This window comes from Raoultibacter phocaeensis (genome assembly GCF_901411515.1).
GTDB lineage: Bacteria > Actinomycetota > Coriobacteriia > Coriobacteriales > Eggerthellaceae > Raoultibacter > Raoultibacter phocaeensis.
On record NZ_CABDUX010000002.1, the window covers coordinates 412,849 to 431,358 of the forward strand.

Here is an 18,510-nt window from a genome sequence, read left to right on the forward strand (position 1 = left end):
GTGACGTGCGCAGGCCGAATCGGCATGCGAGGTGCGCAGAGTATGCGCGCAAGACGAGAGAAAGGGGCAGCATGACGGATACGATTGAGGTAAAGCGAGCCGGATGCTTCTTCTGCCACGTGCGCTGCGGCGTGCTCGTGACGAAGAAGAACGGCAGGATCGTCGACATCGAAGGCGATCCGGATTGTCCGCACAACAAGGGGTACGTGTGCTCGAGGCTCGAGAAAGGGCGCTACCTCGAGGGGTTCGTGTACAACCCCAACCGTTTGAAGCGCCCGCTCAAGCGCAAAGGGGAACGCGGCGGCGGCGAGTGGGAGGAAATCACGTGGGACCAGGCATTCGACGAAATTGCCGATAAGCTTGCAAAGCTGCGCGACGAGTACGGTGCCGAAACACTCGCGTTCACCGAGGGCACGGCACGCACCTGGAGCTGGCTGCACTACAAGTTCACGAACCTGTTCGGCACCCCTAACACCGGAGGCAACGGAACCATCTGCTACTCGAGCGACATGTGGCTCGAGCCCTGCACCTACGGAGGATTTTGCTCTGACAAGGCCGACTGGGTGAACGCCGACCTTGTGGTTCTGTGGGGCCGCAACACCATCGCATCCGAGCCGCTTTTATGGCATTGGGTCGATACGAACCGCAAGGAACGCGGTGCGAAGCTGCTTGTCATCGACCCGCGTTTCAGCGAGGTGGCCCAAAAGGCCGATCTGTTCTTGCAGCTGCGCCCCGGCACCGATGCAGCGCTCGCGCTCGGCTTCATTAACGTCATCATCGAAGAGGACCTCTACGACCACGAGTTCGTGGATGAGTGGTGCATCGGTTTCGACGAGCTCAAAGAGCGCGCTGCCGAGTATCCGCCCGAGAAGGTCGCCGAGATCACGTGGGTAAGCGCCGATAAGATCAGGGAAGCCGCCCGCATGTACGCTACTACGAAGCCCGCGTGCCTGCCGTGGGGCCAGAAGGGCGGCGATGCGAGCGGTATCAACGCTTCAAGCGCCATACAGGCCAAAGCGATCCTGCGCGCCATCACGGGCAATCTCGACAAGAAGGGCGGCGATCAGCTGGCCCCGCCGTCGCGCTTCCCCCCGGCGTTCTACGAGCACTACGCGCTTTCGCAGGAGCAGCGCGACAAGATGATCGGCAACGATCGGTTCCCCGGTCTCACGTTCAAGGGATGGGACGTCATCTCGCAGGCCTATCCGTCGTTCTACCCGTACAGCAACGCGCCGCTTCTGTTCCGCGCGATGCGCGACGGCGACCCTTATCCGGTCAAGGCCCTCATCGTGCAGGCCGACAATCCGGTCATGGCGTTTTCGAACACGAAGCTCGTGGTCGACGCGCTCATGAACCTCGAGCTTCTGGTCGTGCACGACTACTTCCTCACGCCGACGGCGGCTCTTGCCGATTACGCGCTGCCTGCGGCCACGTGGCTTGAGCGTCCGGACAACTGCTATGCCGTCATGAACCATCGGCCGATGTACTTCGGAGCGCAGGCGCGGGTGATCGAACGGTTCGAGGGCGGTACCGACGTCGATTTCCGCGACGATTACGAGTTCTTCTACGGCTTGGCCGTCCGCCTCGGGCAAGAGGACAAGTGGTGGGGCCCGAAGGCCGAAGACATGCTCGATTTCCAGCTGGCTCCCATGGGCATGACGCACGAGAAGTTCTACAACGAGGTCAAGTACATGGCCGGGCAGAAGAAGTTCGAGAAGTACAAAGAGCCGGGGTTCAAATTCCTCACACCCACCGGCAAAGTCGAACTGCGCTCGACGGTAGTCGAGAAGCTCGCCGAGGAAACGGGGATACCGTTCGACCCGCTGCCGCATTTCGAATACCCGGGTTTGAGCGTGGAAAAGCATCCCGAATGGAAAGACGAATATCCTCTCATCATGATAACCGGTGCGAGGTTCATGCCGTTTTACCACTCCGAACACCGGCAACCCGGCCCTTACCGCGACCTGCATCCCGATCCGATCTTCGACATCCATCCCGACACGGCGATCGATTTGGATATCCGAGACGGCGACTGGTGCTGGATCGAGACGCACAAGGGACGCATTAAGCAGCGCGCCCGCAAGACGTCCATCGTCGATCCGCGCGTCATCAGCGTGCAGCATGATTGGTGGTTCCCCGAGAAAGAAGAGGCGCTGCCGAGTTTGTTCGGAGCGTTCGAGTCGAACGTGAACGTGCTTTTGGACGACGATCCCGAAACCCTCGACCAGCTCATCGGCGCATGGCAGCAAACCGGCGTTGCGGTGAAGGTGTACAAGTGCGAGGAGGAAGAAGCGTAGGCGAACGGAACCGATCGATCTTATGCAGGTTCGCTCGGCCGAGTGCCGGGCGAACCCTCGCGTCAAAGAGGAAAGGAGCATGCCATGGCAACGGATCTGTCCCAGCTGTTCGGAATCGATCCCGATGCGGCCGAGGCCATCAAGGCGCTCGGCATCGAGACGATCGAAGCCTTCTACGAAGTGGCCAAGCACCCCGATTCGAGAAACGAGCTTTCCGAGCAGATCGGCGTCGATGCCTTCAAGCTCGAAGAGTGGTCGTCGACGGCGGGAAACTTTATTTTGATGTCGAATTGCGAATGGTGAGGTGATCGTCATGTGTTTCAGGCCTCCGAGCGCAGAGGCGGGCGAGATCGTGTGCCCGAACTGCTTCATCGTGGCCGAGCCCGATGCGCAGGGCCGCTGCCCTGAGTGCGGCGAGCCGATGAGGCCGGCGGGAAGCGCGCCCGCACCTGCCGCACCGACGCCACCCGGTGCGCCAGCGCCACCGAGCGCGCCTGGTGCCCCCGAAGCGCCAAAACCGCCGCACTAGATTCATCCCTGCGGGCTTCCGCGTCGCGTGCGGGAGCCCGCCCGATCTGGACAAGCGAAAGAACCCGTGCCATGATGGGAAAAAGCGATCGGGGGTTGACCGCATGAGGGGAAGCGATTCCAAGCTGAGCTTCGCCGAGTCGTTCATCGACTTGGCCGAAACGATGCCCATAGACAAGATAACGGTGAACATGATCGTCGAGCGCATCGGCAAGCACCGCAAGACGTTCTACTACCATTTCTCCGACAAAGACGATCTCATGAGATGGCTCTTTCGATTCGATCTCGCCAGGGGGCTGGAAAGCGAGTTCGGCTCAGCGCAGCTGGTGTACGAGGATGAGGGAGGATCGTATCCGGAGTTTCCGTTCTACGTGAGAAACGTGCTCGGCAACGGACGGCTCTACAACGCGTTGTTCTTCGAGGCCTTCGCGCGCTCGCTCGAGAGCAGAAGGGCGTACTACCGGGCAGTCTTCTCGGTCCGCGGTCTCGGTTCGATGGAAAACTACCTGTACGATCTGTATTGCCCTGAGCTGAAAAAGGACATCGTCCATTTGATCGAGGTCGGTCTCGCCGACAAGCCGGCGCTGCTCCAGGCGGAGTGTCGCGAGCAGCTTGCCCAGGGGGAGGGTATCGATTTTCTTGCCGGGTTCTACACGGGGGCGTTCATCCAGCGGTTCGTCAAGCGCCTTATCGACGATCCGTCCCGCAGGACCATCGACGACATCAGGCCCTACGAGAACGTGATCCACGATTCGCTGTGGCTGCTCATCGGGGCGGGGGCGCAGAGCCGTTGCCGCTAGCTTCGCCGTGCTCGCCCTTCGTCTCAGGCGGATTCGGCGGCGATCCCCCGATAAAGGTGTGGCATGCTGGGCAGCAGAGGGCATCGGGCGGAAGGGGGCTTTTGCATTCGGGGCAGGAAAGGGGCCTCTCGTCGCGGCCCGTGTCGAAGCAGGCGCCGCACATCACGCAGGGTATGCACATGGCAAGCTCCTTTCGATGCGCTCTCGTTCAGTGCGCTCCGGCTTCTCCGTCTACTGTATAGAGTGTGCACCCGAGTTCTCCCGGGTGTCACTAGCCAGTTTTCGCTCTGTGGGCGAAATGCGGCTACGGATCTAGCCCCTCGCTCGTCTGAACCATCCGTGTCGGGTAAATGTGCGCAGGTTGTGCAGATGCCCGCACCAGCGGCTTTGCGAAAAAAGCTTCTTGCATCCACGCCGCCGGGCGTATATAATTCTCGGTTGCGTCTGGTTGTGGATGGATACACCCGGGCGCGTGGCAAGCCGGAGTCGTAAACGCTTCACTCCAAAACGGGCGTTAAGCGGCAAGCGGAACCACATAGGTTATCAGGGTCTTCTGGGGTACGCAAGGAGTGTGCGTGCGAGCAGGGGGCCGCAGGAAAGGAAACTGAGGACATGGGAGTAAAGCAGTACAAGCCGACCAGTCCCGGCAGGCGCTTCCAAACGGTCTCGGACTTTGCCGAGATCACGCGCACCACGCCGGAAAAGTCGCTGTTGACGCCGCTGCCCAACAAGGCAGGACGTAACAACAACGGCCGCATCACCACCCGCCATCAGGGCGGAGGTGCCAAGCGTCGTTACCGCATCATCGATTTCAAGCGCAACAAAGACGGTGTGCCCGCCAAGGTTGCGACCATCGAGTACGATCCGAACCGCTCCGCCCGCATCGCCCTTCTGCATTACGCAGACGGCGAGAAGCGCTACATCCTTCATCCGAAGGGCCTGTGCGTCGGCGATACCGTCATGAGCGGCGTCGACGCCGACATCAAGCCGGGCAACGCTCTGCCGTTGTCGGCTATCCCCGTGGGCACGCTCGTCCACGCCGTCGAGCTCCAGCCCGGCCGCGGTGCTGCCATCGCGCGTTCCGCCGGCACGAGCATCCAGCTCATGGGCAAGGAAGGCGACTACGCCATCCTCCGTATGCCCTCCTCTGAAATGCGCCGCGTGCTCGTTACCTGCCGCGCCACTGTGGGCGAAGTGGGCAACGCCGAGCATGCTAACATCAAGATCGGCAAAGCGGGCCGCAATCGCTGGAAGGGCATCCGCCCGAGCGTCCGCGGTACCGTCATGAATCCGGTCGACCATCCGCACGGCGGCGGCGAAGGCAAGAACAAATCCGCTGGTCGTCACCCGGTCACCCCGTGGGGCGTTCCCACCAAGGGCCATCGCACCCGCAATCCCAAGAAGGCTTCGAGCCGCTTGATCATCCGTCGGCGCAAGAAGTAGCGCGAGCGCATAAGGAGTAGATGTGAGTAGAAGTTTGAAAAAAGGTCCTTTCGTCGAACCGCGCCTTCTCGATCGCATTGAGGCGATGAATGCGGCAGGCGAGAAGAACGTCGTCAAGACCTGGTCGCGTGCCAGCACCATCTTCCCGGAAATGGTGGGACACACCATCGCCGTGCACGATGGCCGCAAGCACGTGCCCGTATACGTAACCGAATCCATGGTTGGCCATAAGCTCGGGGAATTTGCGCCTACGCGTACGTTCCGCGGCCATTCGGCCGACAAAGGCAAGCGATAGGAGGACGCGAGCATGGAAGCTAAAGCAGTATCGCGTTTCGTGCGCGTCTCGCCTCGCAAGGCCCGCATCGTCATCGATCAGATCCGCGGCAAGTCCGTTACCCAGGCGCGCGAGATCCTCAGGTTCACCAACCGCGGCATCGCTGAGACGGTCGAGAAGACCCTCAACTCTGCCGTTGCCAACGCCGAGCACAACCATCACGTTCGTGCCGAGTCGCTGGTCGTCAAAACTGCATTCGCCGACGAAGGCCCCACGCTCAAGCGCATTCGTCCGCGTGCAAAGGGCTCCGCTTCGCGTATCCGCAAGCGCACGAGCCATATCACCATCATCGTCGCAACACGAGAGGAGGCATAAAGCACATGGGTCAGAAAGTCAGCCCCACCGGATTCCGTCTCGGCATTACCGAGGAGTGGCGCAGCCGCTGGTATTCGGATAAGGACTATGCGAAGAACCTCGAGAACGACCTGGCTATTCGCAAGTTTTTGGACAAGTACCTCGCCCGCGCCGCCGTCTCCAAAGTGGAAATCGAACGCGCCGGTGACAAGATCAAAGTCGTCATCACCACGGCTCGCCCAGGCGTTGTGATCGGCAAGAAGGGTGCCGAGATCGACACGCTTCGCAAGAAGCTCGACAAAATCGCCAACGGTCCCGTTTCCGTCGAGGTGATCGAGATCAAGCGCCCCGAACTCGACGCCGTGCTCATTGCCCAGAGCGTCGCAGAGCAGCTCGAGGGTCGCGTGGCTTTCCGCCGCGCCATGCGCAAGGCCGTCCAATCCGCCCGCAAGAGCGGTGCCCAGGGCATCCGCATCCAGTGCGCCGGCCGTCTGGGCGGTGCCGAGATGAGCCGCCGCGAGTGGTACCGCGAGGGTCGCGTGCCGCTGCATACGCTGCGCGCCAAGATCGATTACGGTTTCGCCACCGCCGCCACCACGATGGGTTCCATCGGTGTGCAGGTGTGGGTTTACCACGGCGAAGTGCTCCCCGGCCAGAAGGCTCCCCAGCCCGCGCTCGAGGGCAGCTCTCGCCCCAACCGTTCCCGTCGTAACGACCGCAACGAGAGGGGGGCAAAGTAAATGCTCGTACCTAAGCGCGTAAAGCACCGCAAGGTGCAGCGTGGCTCGATGAAGGGTAAGGCCAAAGGCGGCACCCGCTTGAACCACGGCACCTACGGCATCCAGGCCCAAGAGGCCGCTTGGATCACCAACCGCCAGATCGAGGCTGCGCGTATCGCCATGACCCGTCATATGAAGCGCGGCGGTAAGGTGTGGATCACCATCTTCCCCGATAAGCCGATTACCCAGAAGCCTGCGGAAACCCGCATGGGTTCCGGTAAAGGTAACCCCGAGGCGTGGGTCGCTGTGGTGAAACCCGGCCGCATCATGTTCGAGATCGACGGCGTCGACGAAGAGACTGCCAAAGAGGCGCTTCGTCTCGCCATCAACAAATTGCCCATCAAGTGCAAGATTGTTTCTCGCGAAACGGAAGGGCAGGCGTAAATGAAAGCAGCAGAGATTCGCGAGCTTTCGGCTGACGATTTGCAGGCGAAGCTTAAAGAAGCCCGCGCAGAGCTTTTCAATCTGCGTTTCCAGATGGCCACGAGCCAGCTTGACAACACCGCTCGCGTGGGCCAGGTCAAGAAAGACATCGCTCGCATCCAAACCGAGATGCGCGCCCGTGAGCTGAGCGCTTAAAGCGAACTGTAGGAAAGGTTGAGAATACATGAGTGAAGATCGCAATTCTCGCAAGGTTCGCCAGGGCGTCGTCGTAAGCGCCGCGGGCGACAAAACCTGCGTGGTACAAGTGAAAGAACGCAAGCAGCATCCTGTGTACGGCAAGATGATGACGAGCACGAAGAAATTCCATGCCCATGACGAGGAGAACACCGCCGGCGTCGGCGACACCGTCCAGATCATGGAAACCCGTCCGCTCTCCAAGCTGAAGCGCTGGCGTTTGCTCAAGATCGTCGAGAAGGCCAAATAGTCTGCGTGCTTTTCCGGACTATACGAGATGAAAGTTAGGTTACAGCAATGATTCAGATGCAAACCATGCTCGCAGTGGCCGACAACTCCGGCGCTCGCAAGGTGCAGTGCATCAAGGTCCTCGGCGGCTCGAAGCGCCGTTACGCGGGACTGGGCGATGTCATCATCTGCAGCGTTAAGGAAGCGGCGCCCAACGGCAGCGTGAAGAAGGGCGAAGTCGTCCGCTGCGTCGTCGTGCGTGTGAAGAAGGAAGTCCGTCGCGCAGACGGCAGCTACATCAAGTTCGATCAGAACGCCGCCGTTCTCATCGACAACTCCGGAGCTCCGAAGGGCACCCGTATCTTCGGGCCTGTCGCTCGCGAGCTGCGTGATAAGAAGTACATGAAGATCGTGTCCCTGGCACCGGAAACGCTGTAAGGGGGGATACATACCATGGCAAAGATGAACATCAAGAAGGGCGACAAGGTCAAGGTTCTCACCGGCAAGGATAAGGGCAAAGAGTCCGTCGTCCTGCGCGCGCTGCCCGAAAAGGAGCGCGTGGTCGTCGAGAAGGTCAACGTCGTCAAGAAGGCGCTGCGTCCGACCCAGCAGAACCCGCAGGGCGGCATCTCGAGCGTCGAGGCTCCGATCCACGTTTCCAACGTCGCGATCATCTGCCCGAGCTGCAAGCAGGCCACCCGCATTTCGATCAAGCGCGAAGACGGCAAGAAGGTCCGTTATTGCAAGAAGTGCGGCAAGGCTATCGACGAGTAAATGATGAAAATCCGAAGCCCGCTTGGTCGGGCTTTCGGTTTACGGTAAAGTAAGCAAGCACATGACCCCCGCGCATGCGGGGGACGCAGGGTCGGAAATCCTGCGTTTAATTCATCGGAGAGAGGCAACACCATGGCTATTCCTCGTTTGAAGGAACTGTACAAAACCGAGATTGTTCCCGCGCTCGAAAAGGAGCTCGGCGTCGACAACGTCAACAAAGTTCCGCGCCTTGAGAAGATCGTCGTGAACATGGGCGTCGGCGCGGCTTCCAACGATTCGAAACTGCTCGATGCCGCTATGGCCGATCTGCGCGTCATCACGGGCCAGCAGCCCGCCATCACGCGTGCCAAGAAATCCATCGCAGGTTTTCACGTGCGCGAAGGCCAGCCCATCGGCTGCAAGGTTACCCTGCGCGGCGACCGCATGTGGGAGTTTCTCGACCGCCTGCTCGCCACGGCGCTTCCGCGTGTGCGCGACTTCCGCGGCATTCCCGCCACGAGCTTCGACGGACGCGGCAACTACACGCTCGGCGTGACCGAGCAGCTGATCTTCCCGGAGATCGAGTACGACAAGGTCGATCGCACCCGCGGCATGGACATCACGTTTGTGACCACCGCCGAGGACAACGAGAGCGCGTTTGCGCTTCTGAAGGCGCTCGGATTCCCGTTCAAGAATTAGGAACCTAAACTCGAATGCCATCGGGTTGGTTATAGGAAAGAAGGATTTGCATGGCTAAGAAATCGATGATCGCCAAAGCTAAGCGCGAGCCGAAGTTCTCGACGCGCCAGCACAATCGCTGCACTCGCTGTGGTCGCCCCCGTGCGTACTACCGCAAGTTCGGTCTGTGCCGCGTCTGCCTTCGCGAGCTTGCGAACAAGGGCGAACTTCCCGGCGTGACCAAATCTTCCTGGTAAGACTTACAGGCAACAACGGTACGCAACGGGTGTGCCGTCGGGATAGGCGGAGGCGCTACGGGCGCCGACGAACCGACCATTCGGCTCATCACGAACCAAAGGAGAAACAATGAGCATGAACGACCCCATTGCAGATATGCTTACGCGTGTGCGTAACGCTAACTCTGCAAGCAAGCCGACGGTTTCCATGCCGTCGAGCAAAAAGCTTGTCGAAATCGCCCGCATCATGCAGGAAGAGGGCTACATCGCAGGCTACGAGATCGAGAAGGCGGAGCCCCGCGACATTCTCGAGATCACGCTGAAGTACGGCGACAAGAAGAGCAAGACGATCCGCGGCCTCAAGCGCATTTCCAAGCCGGGTCTGCGCATCTACGCCGGCAAAGACGAACTGCCCCGCGTGCTCGGCGGTCTCGGCACGGCGGTTATCTCTACAAGCCACGGCGTCATGACTGACCGCGATGCCCGTAAAGCGGGCGTGGGCGGCGAAGTCATCGCCTACATCTGGTAGGAAAGGAAGGGATTTAGATATGTCTCGTATCGGTAAACAACCCATCGCCGTTCCTGCTGGCGTCGAAGTTACCATCGACGGAACCACCGTTTCGGTCAAGGGTGCGAAGGGAGAGCTTTCCCGCACGCTTCCCGAGATGATGATCATCAGCCGCGAGGGCGACGAAATCATCGTCGAGCGCCCGGACGACAGCCGCGAGGCGCGAAGTCTCCACGGTCTCACCCGCACGCTCATTGCCAATATGGTCGAAGGCGTGTCCGCCGGCTTCAAGAAGAAGCTCGAGCTCGTCGGTGTCGGTTACCGCGCCGCGCTCAAGGGCACTGACCTCGAAATGCAGCTCGGTTTTTCCCATCCGGTTCTGGTCAAGGCTCCCGAAGGCATCACCTTCGAGGTTCCGAGCCAAACCGAGATCATCGTATCCGGTCCCAGCAAAGAGGCTGTCGGCCAGGTTGCTGCGAACATCCGCAAGTGGCGCAAGCCCGAGCCGTACAAAGGCAAGGGTATTCGCTACGAAGGCGAGCATGTACGTCGCAAGCTCGGCAAGGCTGCCAAGTCCGATTAATCGAGATACGTTGCCGAGAAAAGGACTGAAGGGAAATTACCATGAAGAAACTTAAAGCAAAGCAAGCCGGGCTGCGTCGCCGTCACACCCGCGTCCGTGGGAAGATCTCCGGAACGCCGGCCCGTCCTCGCCTGTGCATCACGCGCAGCAATTCGAACATGTACGCTCAGGTCATCGATGACGTCGCGGGCAAGACCCTCTGTGCAGTGTCTACGCTCAGCGCCGACTTCAAGGCAAGCGAGAAAAGCGGTGCGACCGTTGAGGGAGCATCCGTACTCGGTAGCCTGATCGGCAAGAAAGCGATCGAATCCGGCGTCACGGAAGTCGTGTTCGACCGTGGCGGAAACCTGTATCACGGGCGCATCAAGGCCGTTGCCGACGGTGCCCGCGAAGCCGGACTGAAATTTTAAAGGGGTGTTTGACGCTTATGGCTCGTAAACAGCAAGAGAACCAGCCGTCCGTTCCTGAGCTCCAGGAGCGCGTGGTCTATATCAACCGCGTTTCCAAGGTTGTCAAGGGCGGCCGTCGTTTCGCCCTGACCGCGCTCGTGGTCGTCGGTGACGGCAACGGTCGCGTGGGCGTGGGCATGGGCAAGTCCCAGGAAGTGCCGATCGCCATCAAAAAGGGCGTCGAGGACGCGAAGAAAAACATGTTCACCGTGCCCTTGACCGACGAGAAGACGCTTCCGCACGACATTCTCGGCGAGTACGGCGCAGGTCGCGTGCTCATCAAGCCGGCGACTCCCGGTACCGGCGTTATCGCCGGCGGTCCGGTGCGCGCTATCATGGAGCTTGCCGGTGTGACCGACGTGCTTACCAAGTCGCTCGGCACCAACAACGCCATGAATATCGTGAAGGCAGCCGCAGAGGGCCTCAAGAATATGGAGAGCCCCGAGGAAGTCGCCAAGCGCCGTGGCATTTCGGTCGGCCAGATCTACGGCTGGAAGGAGAAGAAGTAACCATGGCAGATAAGACACTTCGCGTCACCCAGGTCAAAAGCGCCATCGGGTGTCCTGCCGATCAGGGTAAGACCCTGCGTGCCCTCGGGCTCGGCAAGATCGGCCGTACGGTCGAGCAGGTGGACAACCCCTGCGTCCGCGGCATGATTTTCAAGGTCAAGCATCTTGTGAACGTGGAAGAAGCCAACTAGGCTTCTTCCTTTTCCGTATATACTGCTCGATTGAGAATAGTATATACTTACTCGGAAGTTTGCTGGCGGCGAGCTGCCAGCATCGGATGGACGAGAGAGTCCGTCCGATTAGCGAATATGAAGGAGAACCACAGTGGAACTGAAAGATCTCGTACCTGCAGAAGGATCCAAAAAGGCCCGCAAGCGCGTTGGTCGCGGCCCTGCATCGGGCACCGGCAAAACTGCAGGCCGCGGTTACAACGGTCAGAAGTCCCGTGCGGGCGGCGGTAAGGGCCCCGGCTTCGAGGGCGGCCAGACCCCCTTGGCGCGCCGTCTTCCCAAGCTGCCCGGATTCCGCAATATCAACCATGTCGAGTACGTGCCGGTGAACGTGAGCCGTCTCGAGGCCGTGTACGAGGCCGGGGAAGTCGTCGATGGCGATACCCTCAAGGCCAAGGGCATCATCAAGCATGCCGACGCGCTTGTTAAAGTGCTCGGCGACGGCGAGATCACCAAATCGCTTACCGTGAAGGTCGATAAGGTTTCTGCTTCGGCGAAGGCGAAAATCGAAGCAGCCGGAGGAAAGGTTGAAGCGCCTTGCTAAGCTCAATCGTAGATGCATTCAAAGTCCCGGAGCTGCGTAAGAAGATCCTCTTCACGCTTGCCATCCTGGCTTTGTATCGCCTCGGAGCCTACATTCCGGTGCCCGGTATTCCGTTCAAGGCGTTCGCCGATGCGTTCGTCGCTGACGGGCAGGTTGCCATGACGATGCTCGACCTGTTCACCGGAGGCGCGCTCGCGAACTTCTCGGTGTTCTCGCTCGGCATCATGCCCTACATCACCGCATCGATCATCATGCAGCTGATGCAGGGTGTCATCCCGGCCGTCGGCAGATGGGCGAAGGAGGGGGACAGCGGCCGCAAGAAGATCACCCAGGTTACGCGTTATCTTACGCTCGGCCTCGGCCTGATCAATGCGATCGGCTACCTGTTCCTGTTCAAATCGCCGCAGTACGGCATCGTGTTCAGCCCTGAGGTTCCCGAGCTCCTCACCGACATCATCGTCGTGTTCACGCTCGTGGCGGGCACGGCGTTCATCATGTGGATGGGAGAGCTTATCACGCAGCGCGGCATCGGCAACGGCATGTCGCTCATCATCTTCGTGAGCATCGTGAGCCGCGTACCCTCCGCCATCTTCTCGTCGGTAAACCTCCAGGCCGACATGGGCATGGGCATCGCCATCACCGCGCTTATCGTGGTTGTCGTGCTCGTGTGCATTCCGCTCATCATCTTTGTCGAGCGGGCGCAGCGCCGCATTCCGGTGAACTACGCCAAGCGCATCCAGGGGCGCAAGATGATGGGAGGCCAGTCCACCTACATCCCCTTGAAGGTGAACGCGGCGGGCGTTATCCCGATCATCTTCGCGAGCTGCCTCATCTACTTCCCGGCCCAGATTGCGGCGTTGTTCAACGTCGATTGGCTGACAGGCTTCGCCAATGCGATCTCGACGGGTTGGGTCAACTGGATCATCACGCTCGTGCTCATCGTGTTCTTCGCGTACTTCTACACCTCGATGGTGTTCAATCCCGACGAGACGGCGGATAACCTGCGCAAGCAGGGCGGCTTCATTCCGGGTGTGCGTCCGGGGACGGCTACCGTGCAGTACATCAAGAACGTGATCCATCGCGTTACGCTGCCCGGCGGCATCTTCATCGCGCTCATCGCAGTCGTGCCGAGCATCGTCTTCTACTTCACGGGCAATCAGCTCATCCAGGCGTTCGGCGGCACGTCGATCCTCATCATGATCGGCGTCGCGCTCGATACTATGAGCAAGGTCGAATCGCAGCTGAAGATGCACAACTACGACGGCTTCTTCAAGTAGGGCAAGCACCAACGTAAGTGGGCGAGCACCAATTGCACCTGCTCGAGGCCTCCGATTTCGGGGGCCTCTTTTTTGACCGTGCGAGGGTGGGCCAAAAATCGTCCATATGGATGATCTTGTGCGAGGATAGTTGGCTGGCTCTGCTCCGTCGAGTTCCTGAACAGGCACGATGCAAACGGTTTTTCGAGGCGACTGGAACGGCGCGCGCAACCGTACCAGAAATCGTCCATATGGACGTTTTCTGGTACAAACGACTGGTGTTCGTTGCTCAAGCAGAATCAGTGCAACTTCGCAGAGCGCCAAAGGGCGATCCGGTGCTCTAGTGCTCTGAACGGGCGAATGCCGGTCCTGGTCGAGCGAGGGCCTTGGGTGTGGCTGCAGGTCTTGTTTGCGGAAGGTTGTCGTATCCAGATTTAAGGTTTTCTGGTGCCTATCTGCCGTTTGGGGTGTTTCTCTTGAAAATCAGGCCAGCTCCCAGCTCCTTTGCTACAATACGGTAATCGTTGATAGCGAAAGGATTCGAACATGAACATCGTGTTGTTGGGGGCTCCGGGCGCCGGTAAGGGTACGCAAGCCGCTAAGCTGGTTGAAGAGTACGAACTGCCGCATATCTCGACGGGCGACATGCTGCGCGCAGCGGTCAAGCAAGGAACCCCGCTGGGAAAGAAAGCCAAGTCTTTCATGGACGCCGGGGACCTTGTTCCCGATGACGTCATCATCGGGCTCGTGACCGAGCGGCTTCAGGCGAAGGACACCGAGAAAGGCTTCATTCTCGACGGCTTTCCCCGCACGTCGGCCCAGGCTGTCGCGCTCGATGCCGAGCTTTCGAAACTCGGCCGTCCTCTCGATGCGGCTCTGCTCATCGACGTCGACCCCGAGGTCATCGTGGGCCGCCTCACCTCGCGCCGCATGTGCAAGGATTGCGGCTACATCGGCACTGCTGCTGATGTGACCTGCCCCAAGTGCGGCGGCGAAATGTATCAGCGCGATGACGACAACGAAGCGACGGTGCGCAACCGCCTCGATGTGTACGAGAAGTCCACAGCTCCCTTGATCGATTACTACCGCGGCTGCGATCTGCTTGTCGCTATCGACGGCGACCGCGACCCCAACGTCGTCTACGCCGACGTGAAGAAAAGCCTCGGCCTGTAAAGGGCGAGGCTCACAAGGGCTTCGGCCTGTAAGGGGCGAGGCTCGCAAGGCTTCGGCCTGTGAGGGGCGAGCGGGCCGAAGGGTTGCGCTTGCAAAGCTTAACGTGATCGCGCAGTGCGAGTTCGCAAGTCTCGGGCGCACGGTACACCGAAGCGGGAAGCCGGATTGCCGGTTTCCCGCTTTTCTTATCGAGCGCCGTGTGCGCTGCCGTCGATTGCCGTCGCATGCCCGTGCTTCATCGCGTATAATCTGATTCGTTTATGCCAAGCTTATGGGAAAAGATCAGGGTGCTTGTACGCGATTATGCGCGTGCGAACAAGGCTGCCCTCGTTCACATCGCTAAGTGCATCGTCGTCATCGTGCTCGCGGCCACCATGCTCGAAGCGTTCGTTTTCAACTTCAACTTCTTCTCGTCGGCGGGCTACAACACGATCAACCTCAGCAGCAAGCTCGATCTTCAGGAGACGGGAACTGCGCTCGAGCCCGAATACCGACTGACCGAGGTCGATCATGTCATCGAATTCTCGAACCTCAACACCGAGGTCCGCAACCTCAGGCTCGATTTCGATTTCGAGCAACCTGCGCAGGCGCTCCAGGTGAAAATCCAATTTACCGACGAGGCGCACCATACGTACTTCGATTCGACCGAATACACGGTGGGCGTTCCGACGACGATTGTATCGACGTTTGTCGGCCAAAGCGAATACATCAATCTCAACACAACGGGGCTTGTCGACAACCTCCGTATCGAAATCGTCGGCGATGACGTGCAGTATCCGATTCTTTTGAGCGGCGTGTACGTCAACGCGCATCACCCGTTCGATTTCAATACGACGCGCTATTTGGTTACGCTCGGTATCCTTGCGCTCATCTGCGTGTTCAGGCCTAAATCGAGCATATACCGCTGCTTTATCGTCGAGCGCCCGCGTCGCTCGAAAGTCATCATCGTGGCAACGGTTGTTATCGAAGTGTACCTTATGGCGACGTTTCTGCTTCTCGGTTCGAATCTGGTGGGCGTAGCTACGCCCACGTACAATTACGGTTCATGGGACGGTGTGAGCATCGTCAATACCTTCGAGGTGGGCGGCGACAATGCCCAACAATACGCCGAGCTTGCAAAATCGATGGCGAAGGGCCAGCTCTACCTAGAAGAGGAGCCGCCTCAGTGGCTCCAAGACATGGCCGATCCGTACGACAAGGGGGCGCGTGACGAGGCGCAGAAGGTGACGGGCGAGCCGTACCTGTTTGATGTCGCCTATCACGACGGGCACTACTACGTGTACTTCGGGGTGGTTCCCGTGCTTTTGTTCTACTTGCCGTTCTTCCTGGTGACGGGGGCGAATTTCCCGACGGCTATCGGGGTGCTTGCCGCGTGCATCGCGTTCGTGCTCGGCTGCTCGGCGCTGCTCGACCGATTCGCGCGCTACCATTTCAAACGGGTGAGTTTAGGGTTGTACCTGCTTTTGCAGATACCGCTCGTTTTCTGCTGCGGCGTGCTCTATCTGCTGAAGTTCCCCACGTTCTACTCGCTTCCCATCATGCTCGGGCTCGCGTTCTCGGTGTGGGGTTTGTACTTCTGGATGAGGGGCCGCACGTCGGCATCGCCCTGCCCATGGTATCTTGCGGGCTCGCTGTGCATGGTGCTCGTCGCGGGGTGCCGTCCCCAGTTGCTTGCCTTCTCACTGCTCGCATTCCCGTTGTTCTGGCGTCTGTTCATTACGAAGCGGCACCTGTTCACGCCGCGGGGAGCACGGGAATTCGCCTGCTTGATCGCACCGTATCTTGTCGTAGCCGCGGGACTCATGTGGTACAACTGGGCTCGGTTCGGTTCGCCGACTAATTTCGGGGCGAACTATAACCTGACGGTCAACGATATGACCAAACGCGGATTCAGTTTCGGAAGGCTCGCCCCGGCTTTCTTCGCGTATTTCTTGCAGCCTCCGAGTGCGTCGGGCGTGTTCCCGTTTATCCAGCCCGCTCCGTTCGACACCACCTACATGGGGCAAACCATCAAAGAGGTTACGTTCGGCGGCATCCTCGCATGTTTGCCGATCCTGTGGATACTGCCGTTTTCCAAGCGCATTCTGCGGATGCGGATCGCCCAGCGCTCGACGCGCACGATCGCCGGCGTCATCCTTGTGCTCCTTTCGGCAGGCGTGCTCGTCGCGCTCCTCGATGCGCAGATGGCGGGCATTCTCCAGCGCTACTACGCCGATTTCAGCTTCATGTTCCTTGCAGCGGCCGTATTGCTTGCGTTCATCGTGAACGAGAACCTCGATCAGGAATCGGTCACGCGCAACCTGCTCATGAAAGTGCTCATCGTACTTGTAGCCTTAAGCGTTCTCTACAGTCTGCTCGTCTGCTTCGTTCCCGAGACGGGCTGGTTCTCCGATATCTACCCCTGGGCCTATCAGGAGATCATCGAGACGGCCCAGTTCTGGACGTAGGCGGGTTTCATGGCTGTCAATCCTTGCGTACCGAAAGCGTCGTCGGAAGCCGTCCATAAGTCGATGGTGTCCAACAAGAGGGCGAACACGAAGCCCGAGCTTCTCGTGCGCAAGCGCTTGCGCGGGGCGGGATTGACGGGCTACCGACTCCAGTGGAAGGTGCCGGGTCGCCCCGATGTTGCGTGGCCGGGAAAGCGCGTGGCGCTGTTCATCAACGGATGCTTCTGGCATCGCTGCCCTCATTGCAACCTGCCGCTCCCGAAATCGAACATCGAGTACTGGCATATCAAGTTCGAGCGAAACGTCGAACGCGACGAGAAAAATCTTGCTTTGCTTGAAGAGCTCGGATGGAAGGTCCACGTTGTCTGGGAATGCCAACTCAAGAAAAAGAAGATCGACGAGACGTTTTCCGAGCTGCTCCCGCTGCTCGCCGAAGAGCTCGGCAAACCGCTTCGCGCCTTGGAAGCGGACGATCATGCAAGCGATCGGGCGGACGCGTCGGGGGTTTCTGCTACGACCGAGGCGTAGGCCGTGGGCGCATCGGGGTTGTGGCTGCGGCAGAAGCCGGCGACCGAATCGTGGGTGCGCAGGCCGGACGGTCTTTGGTCCTGGGCGGTGTCTGATGCAACGAAATGCGGCGGCCACCGCGTTTGTTTATCCGAAAACGGCGAAACGCAGCGGCTATCGCGCTTGTTTAGCGAGGTAGAGTTGCTTGTCGGCCGCGCGAATGAGATCTTGGAGCGTTCGCATCTCGTCGGTGCACATGGCGCAGCCGACGCTCGCTTTCAGGGGGTAGGGGGCTTTCGCCGCCTCTCCGAGCCGCTCAAGCTCTGCGTTCAGAATATCGGAGACGCGGTCCAAGCCGTGCTCGTCTCCGGTCTCGGCGACGAGCACGAACTCATCGCCTCCGTAGCGCGCCAAGAAATACGAACTGCCGGCAAAGCCCGATCGCATCGCGTCGGCTACCCTTTGCAGCGCGCGATCGCCCTCGACGTGGCCGAACGTATCGTTGATGTGCTTGAAGCGGTCGACGTCGATGATGAAGAGGCGCAGGGGCCGCAACGCGTCTCGATGCCTCATCCTGCTCGAAACGTAGCGGGCAAGCTGGGTTCTGTTGTTGAGCTGGGTGAGGGGGTCGAGCGATATCTTCTGCTCCTGCATATCGAGATAGACCCACAGAAGGGCGAACGCAACGCCGACGCTCGTAAGCGGAACGCCGGGCAGAAACGCCTGTAGCGTAATGCCGACAAGCGGGAATACCGCGAATGAAGCGAGTGCGATGTACTGCGAGCGTTGTGCGAAGTTCTCCTTTTTGAACGCACCGATGAGCGCATGGACGGCGGTGACGGCACCGTAACCGTACACGATGCAGAACTGCACAGCGTACCAATCTCCCCGATAGTATGCGCCGTTTGCATCGACCGAGAGTATCCAGCCGGTTTCGGCGGACAGCGCTATCAGGACAACTGATACGATCAGGGGCAAAGCGCTCAGCGCGAGCCCTTTTGCCGTCGATGCGAAGCGCGAGTTCTGAACGCGTTCGGAATAGACGAACCAGCAGAAGCTGCCGACGGATGCGGCGAGGTAATACAGGGCGTTTATGCAGTAGCTACCGAAGCGGCCGAGATGCGCAAAGCCGTTGTCGACGAGGGCCCATGCGACGTCGAGCCCGCATGCGACGATGTTTGCGATCAGAACCGCTGCGAACCAAACCTGCCGGTCGCGCAAATCGCTACCCAGGTACGTCTTGGCAAGGATCAAGGCCATGATGAGAACACACAGGCCGTTTACCTCGATATAGAGCAAAAGCGGATCCATGTTCC

General features: G+C 59.7%; 26 protein-coding genes. 25 read left to right on the forward strand and 1 reads right to left on the reverse strand.

Annotated elements, in window-relative coordinates; all coding sequences use genetic code 11:
• Positions 1 to 71 precede the first annotated feature (71 nt).
• From FJE54_RS09545 to FJE54_RS09665, 25 genes are all read left to right on the forward strand, one after another.
• Positions 72 to 2,297: a molybdopterin-containing oxidoreductase family protein gene (locus FJE54_RS09545; RefSeq protein ID WP_139652563.1), complete on the forward strand. Its 2,226-nt coding sequence runs from the start codon at positions 72 to 74 to the stop codon at positions 2,295 to 2,297.
• Positions 2,298 to 2,381: 84 nt separating this feature from the next.
• Entirely contained in the window at positions 2,382 to 2,600 is a 219-nt protein-coding gene (locus FJE54_RS09550) for a DUF4332 domain-containing protein (RefSeq protein WP_139652564.1), read from the forward strand.
• A gap of 10 nt (positions 2,601 to 2,610) precedes the next feature.
• On the forward strand, positions 2,611 to 2,826 hold the full coding sequence (locus tag FJE54_RS09555) for a hypothetical protein (RefSeq protein WP_139652565.1): 216 nt from the start codon (positions 2,611 to 2,613) through the stop codon (positions 2,824 to 2,826).
• Between the two features lie 103 nt (positions 2,827 to 2,929).
• Positions 2,930 to 3,625, forward strand: a complete 696-nt coding sequence (locus tag FJE54_RS09560; RefSeq protein ID WP_139652566.1) for a TetR family transcriptional regulator — start codon at positions 2,930 to 2,932, stop codon at positions 3,623 to 3,625.
• 612 nt (positions 3,626 to 4,237) lie between these two features.
• On the forward strand, positions 4,238 to 5,068 hold the full coding sequence (gene rplB / locus FJE54_RS09565; RefSeq protein WP_139652567.1) for a 50S ribosomal protein L2: 831 nt from the start codon (positions 4,238 to 4,240) through the stop codon (positions 5,066 to 5,068).
• Positions 5,069 to 5,090: 22 nt separating this feature from the next.
• Entirely contained in the window at positions 5,091 to 5,363 is a 273-nt protein-coding gene (rpsS, locus tag FJE54_RS09570) for a 30S ribosomal protein S19 (protein WP_139652568.1), read from the forward strand.
• Between the two features lie 12 nt (positions 5,364 to 5,375).
• The gene (rplV, locus tag FJE54_RS09575; RefSeq protein ID WP_139652569.1) at positions 5,376 to 5,717 is read left to right on the forward strand and encodes a 50S ribosomal protein L22; all 342 of its coding nucleotides are present in this window, start codon (positions 5,376 to 5,378) and stop codon (positions 5,715 to 5,717) included.
• Between the two features lie 5 nt (positions 5,718 to 5,722).
• The gene (rpsC, locus tag FJE54_RS09580) at positions 5,723 to 6,436 is read left to right on the forward strand and encodes a 30S ribosomal protein S3 (protein ID WP_139652570.1); all 714 of its coding nucleotides are present in this window, start codon (positions 5,723 to 5,725) and stop codon (positions 6,434 to 6,436) included.
• Positions 6,437 to 6,859: a 50S ribosomal protein L16 gene (gene rplP, locus FJE54_RS09585; RefSeq protein ID WP_139652571.1), complete on the forward strand. Its 423-nt coding sequence runs from the start codon at positions 6,437 to 6,439 to the stop codon at positions 6,857 to 6,859.
• Positions 6,860 to 7,054: a 50S ribosomal protein L29 gene (gene rpmC / locus FJE54_RS09590; RefSeq protein WP_139652572.1), complete on the forward strand. Its 195-nt coding sequence runs from the start codon at positions 6,860 to 6,862 to the stop codon at positions 7,052 to 7,054. It begins immediately after the preceding gene.
• A 28-nt stretch (positions 7,055 to 7,082) separates the two neighbouring features.
• Positions 7,083 to 7,343: a 30S ribosomal protein S17 gene (gene rpsQ, locus FJE54_RS09595; protein ID WP_139652573.1), complete on the forward strand. Its 261-nt coding sequence runs from the start codon at positions 7,083 to 7,085 to the stop codon at positions 7,341 to 7,343.
• Between the two features lie 47 nt (positions 7,344 to 7,390).
• Entirely contained in the window at positions 7,391 to 7,759 is a 369-nt protein-coding gene (rplN, locus tag FJE54_RS09600; RefSeq protein WP_139652574.1) for a 50S ribosomal protein L14, read from the forward strand.
• Positions 7,760 to 7,774: 15 nt separating this feature from the next.
• Complete coding sequence (gene rplX / locus FJE54_RS09605; RefSeq protein WP_139652575.1) at positions 7,775 to 8,095, forward strand: 50S ribosomal protein L24; 321 nt, start codon at positions 7,775 to 7,777, stop codon at positions 8,093 to 8,095.
• Between the two features lie 132 nt (positions 8,096 to 8,227).
• Positions 8,228 to 8,773, forward strand: a complete 546-nt coding sequence (gene rplE, locus FJE54_RS09610) for a 50S ribosomal protein L5 (RefSeq protein WP_139652576.1) — start codon at positions 8,228 to 8,230, stop codon at positions 8,771 to 8,773.
• Between the two features lie 50 nt (positions 8,774 to 8,823).
• Complete coding sequence (locus FJE54_RS09615; RefSeq protein ID WP_041239446.1) at positions 8,824 to 9,009, forward strand: type Z 30S ribosomal protein S14; 186 nt, start codon at positions 8,824 to 8,826, stop codon at positions 9,007 to 9,009.
• Positions 9,010 to 9,118: 109 nt separating this feature from the next.
• Positions 9,119 to 9,517, forward strand: coding sequence for a 30S ribosomal protein S8 (gene rpsH / locus FJE54_RS09620; protein ID WP_139652577.1), 399 nt, complete (start codon positions 9,119 to 9,121; stop codon positions 9,515 to 9,517).
• A 19-nt stretch (positions 9,518 to 9,536) separates the two neighbouring features.
• On the forward strand, positions 9,537 to 10,079 hold the full coding sequence (gene rplF / locus FJE54_RS09625) for a 50S ribosomal protein L6 (protein WP_139652578.1): 543 nt from the start codon (positions 9,537 to 9,539) through the stop codon (positions 10,077 to 10,079).
• A gap of 41 nt (positions 10,080 to 10,120) precedes the next feature.
• Positions 10,121 to 10,489 (forward strand): 50S ribosomal protein L18, encoded by a 369-nt coding sequence (gene rplR / locus FJE54_RS09630; RefSeq protein WP_139652579.1) that lies wholly within the window; start codon positions 10,121 to 10,123, stop codon positions 10,487 to 10,489.
• A gap of 17 nt (positions 10,490 to 10,506) precedes the next feature.
• A complete protein-coding gene (gene rpsE, locus FJE54_RS09635) occupies positions 10,507 to 11,037 on the forward strand; it encodes a 30S ribosomal protein S5 (RefSeq protein WP_139652580.1) in 531 nt (176 codons plus the stop codon).
• Between the two features lie 2 nt (positions 11,038 to 11,039).
• Positions 11,040 to 11,228 (forward strand): 50S ribosomal protein L30, encoded by a 189-nt coding sequence (gene rpmD, locus FJE54_RS09640; protein WP_139652581.1) that lies wholly within the window; start codon positions 11,040 to 11,042, stop codon positions 11,226 to 11,228.
• A 133-nt stretch (positions 11,229 to 11,361) separates the two neighbouring features.
• Positions 11,362 to 11,811, forward strand: coding sequence for a 50S ribosomal protein L15 (gene rplO, locus FJE54_RS09645; RefSeq protein WP_139652582.1), 450 nt, complete (start codon positions 11,362 to 11,364; stop codon positions 11,809 to 11,811).
• Complete coding sequence (secY, locus tag FJE54_RS09650; RefSeq protein WP_139652583.1) at positions 11,805 to 13,088, forward strand: preprotein translocase subunit SecY; 1,284 nt, start codon at positions 11,805 to 11,807, stop codon at positions 13,086 to 13,088. The genes rplO and secY overlap by 7 nt, the downstream gene beginning before the upstream one ends.
• A gap of 525 nt (positions 13,089 to 13,613) precedes the next feature.
• Entirely contained in the window at positions 13,614 to 14,240 is a 627-nt protein-coding gene (locus FJE54_RS09655; protein WP_139652584.1) for an adenylate kinase, read from the forward strand.
• Between the two features lie 287 nt (positions 14,241 to 14,527).
• The gene (locus FJE54_RS09660; protein WP_255467338.1) at positions 14,528 to 16,687 is read left to right on the forward strand and encodes a cytochrome C oxidase Cbb3; all 2,160 of its coding nucleotides are present in this window, start codon (positions 14,528 to 14,530) and stop codon (positions 16,685 to 16,687) included.
• 9 nt (positions 16,688 to 16,696) lie between these two features.
• A complete protein-coding gene (locus tag FJE54_RS09665; protein WP_139652586.1) occupies positions 16,697 to 17,215 on the forward strand; it encodes a very short patch repair endonuclease in 519 nt (172 codons plus the stop codon).
• 153 nt (positions 17,216 to 17,368) lie between these two features.
• On the opposite strand, the gene FJE54_RS09670 is transcribed toward FJE54_RS09665, so the two are convergent.
• Positions 17,369 to 18,505: a GGDEF domain-containing protein gene (locus FJE54_RS09670; RefSeq protein WP_180326686.1), complete on the reverse strand. Its 1,137-nt coding sequence runs from the start codon at positions 18,503 to 18,505 to the stop codon at positions 17,369 to 17,371.
• Positions 18,506 to 18,510: the final 5 nt, after the last annotated feature.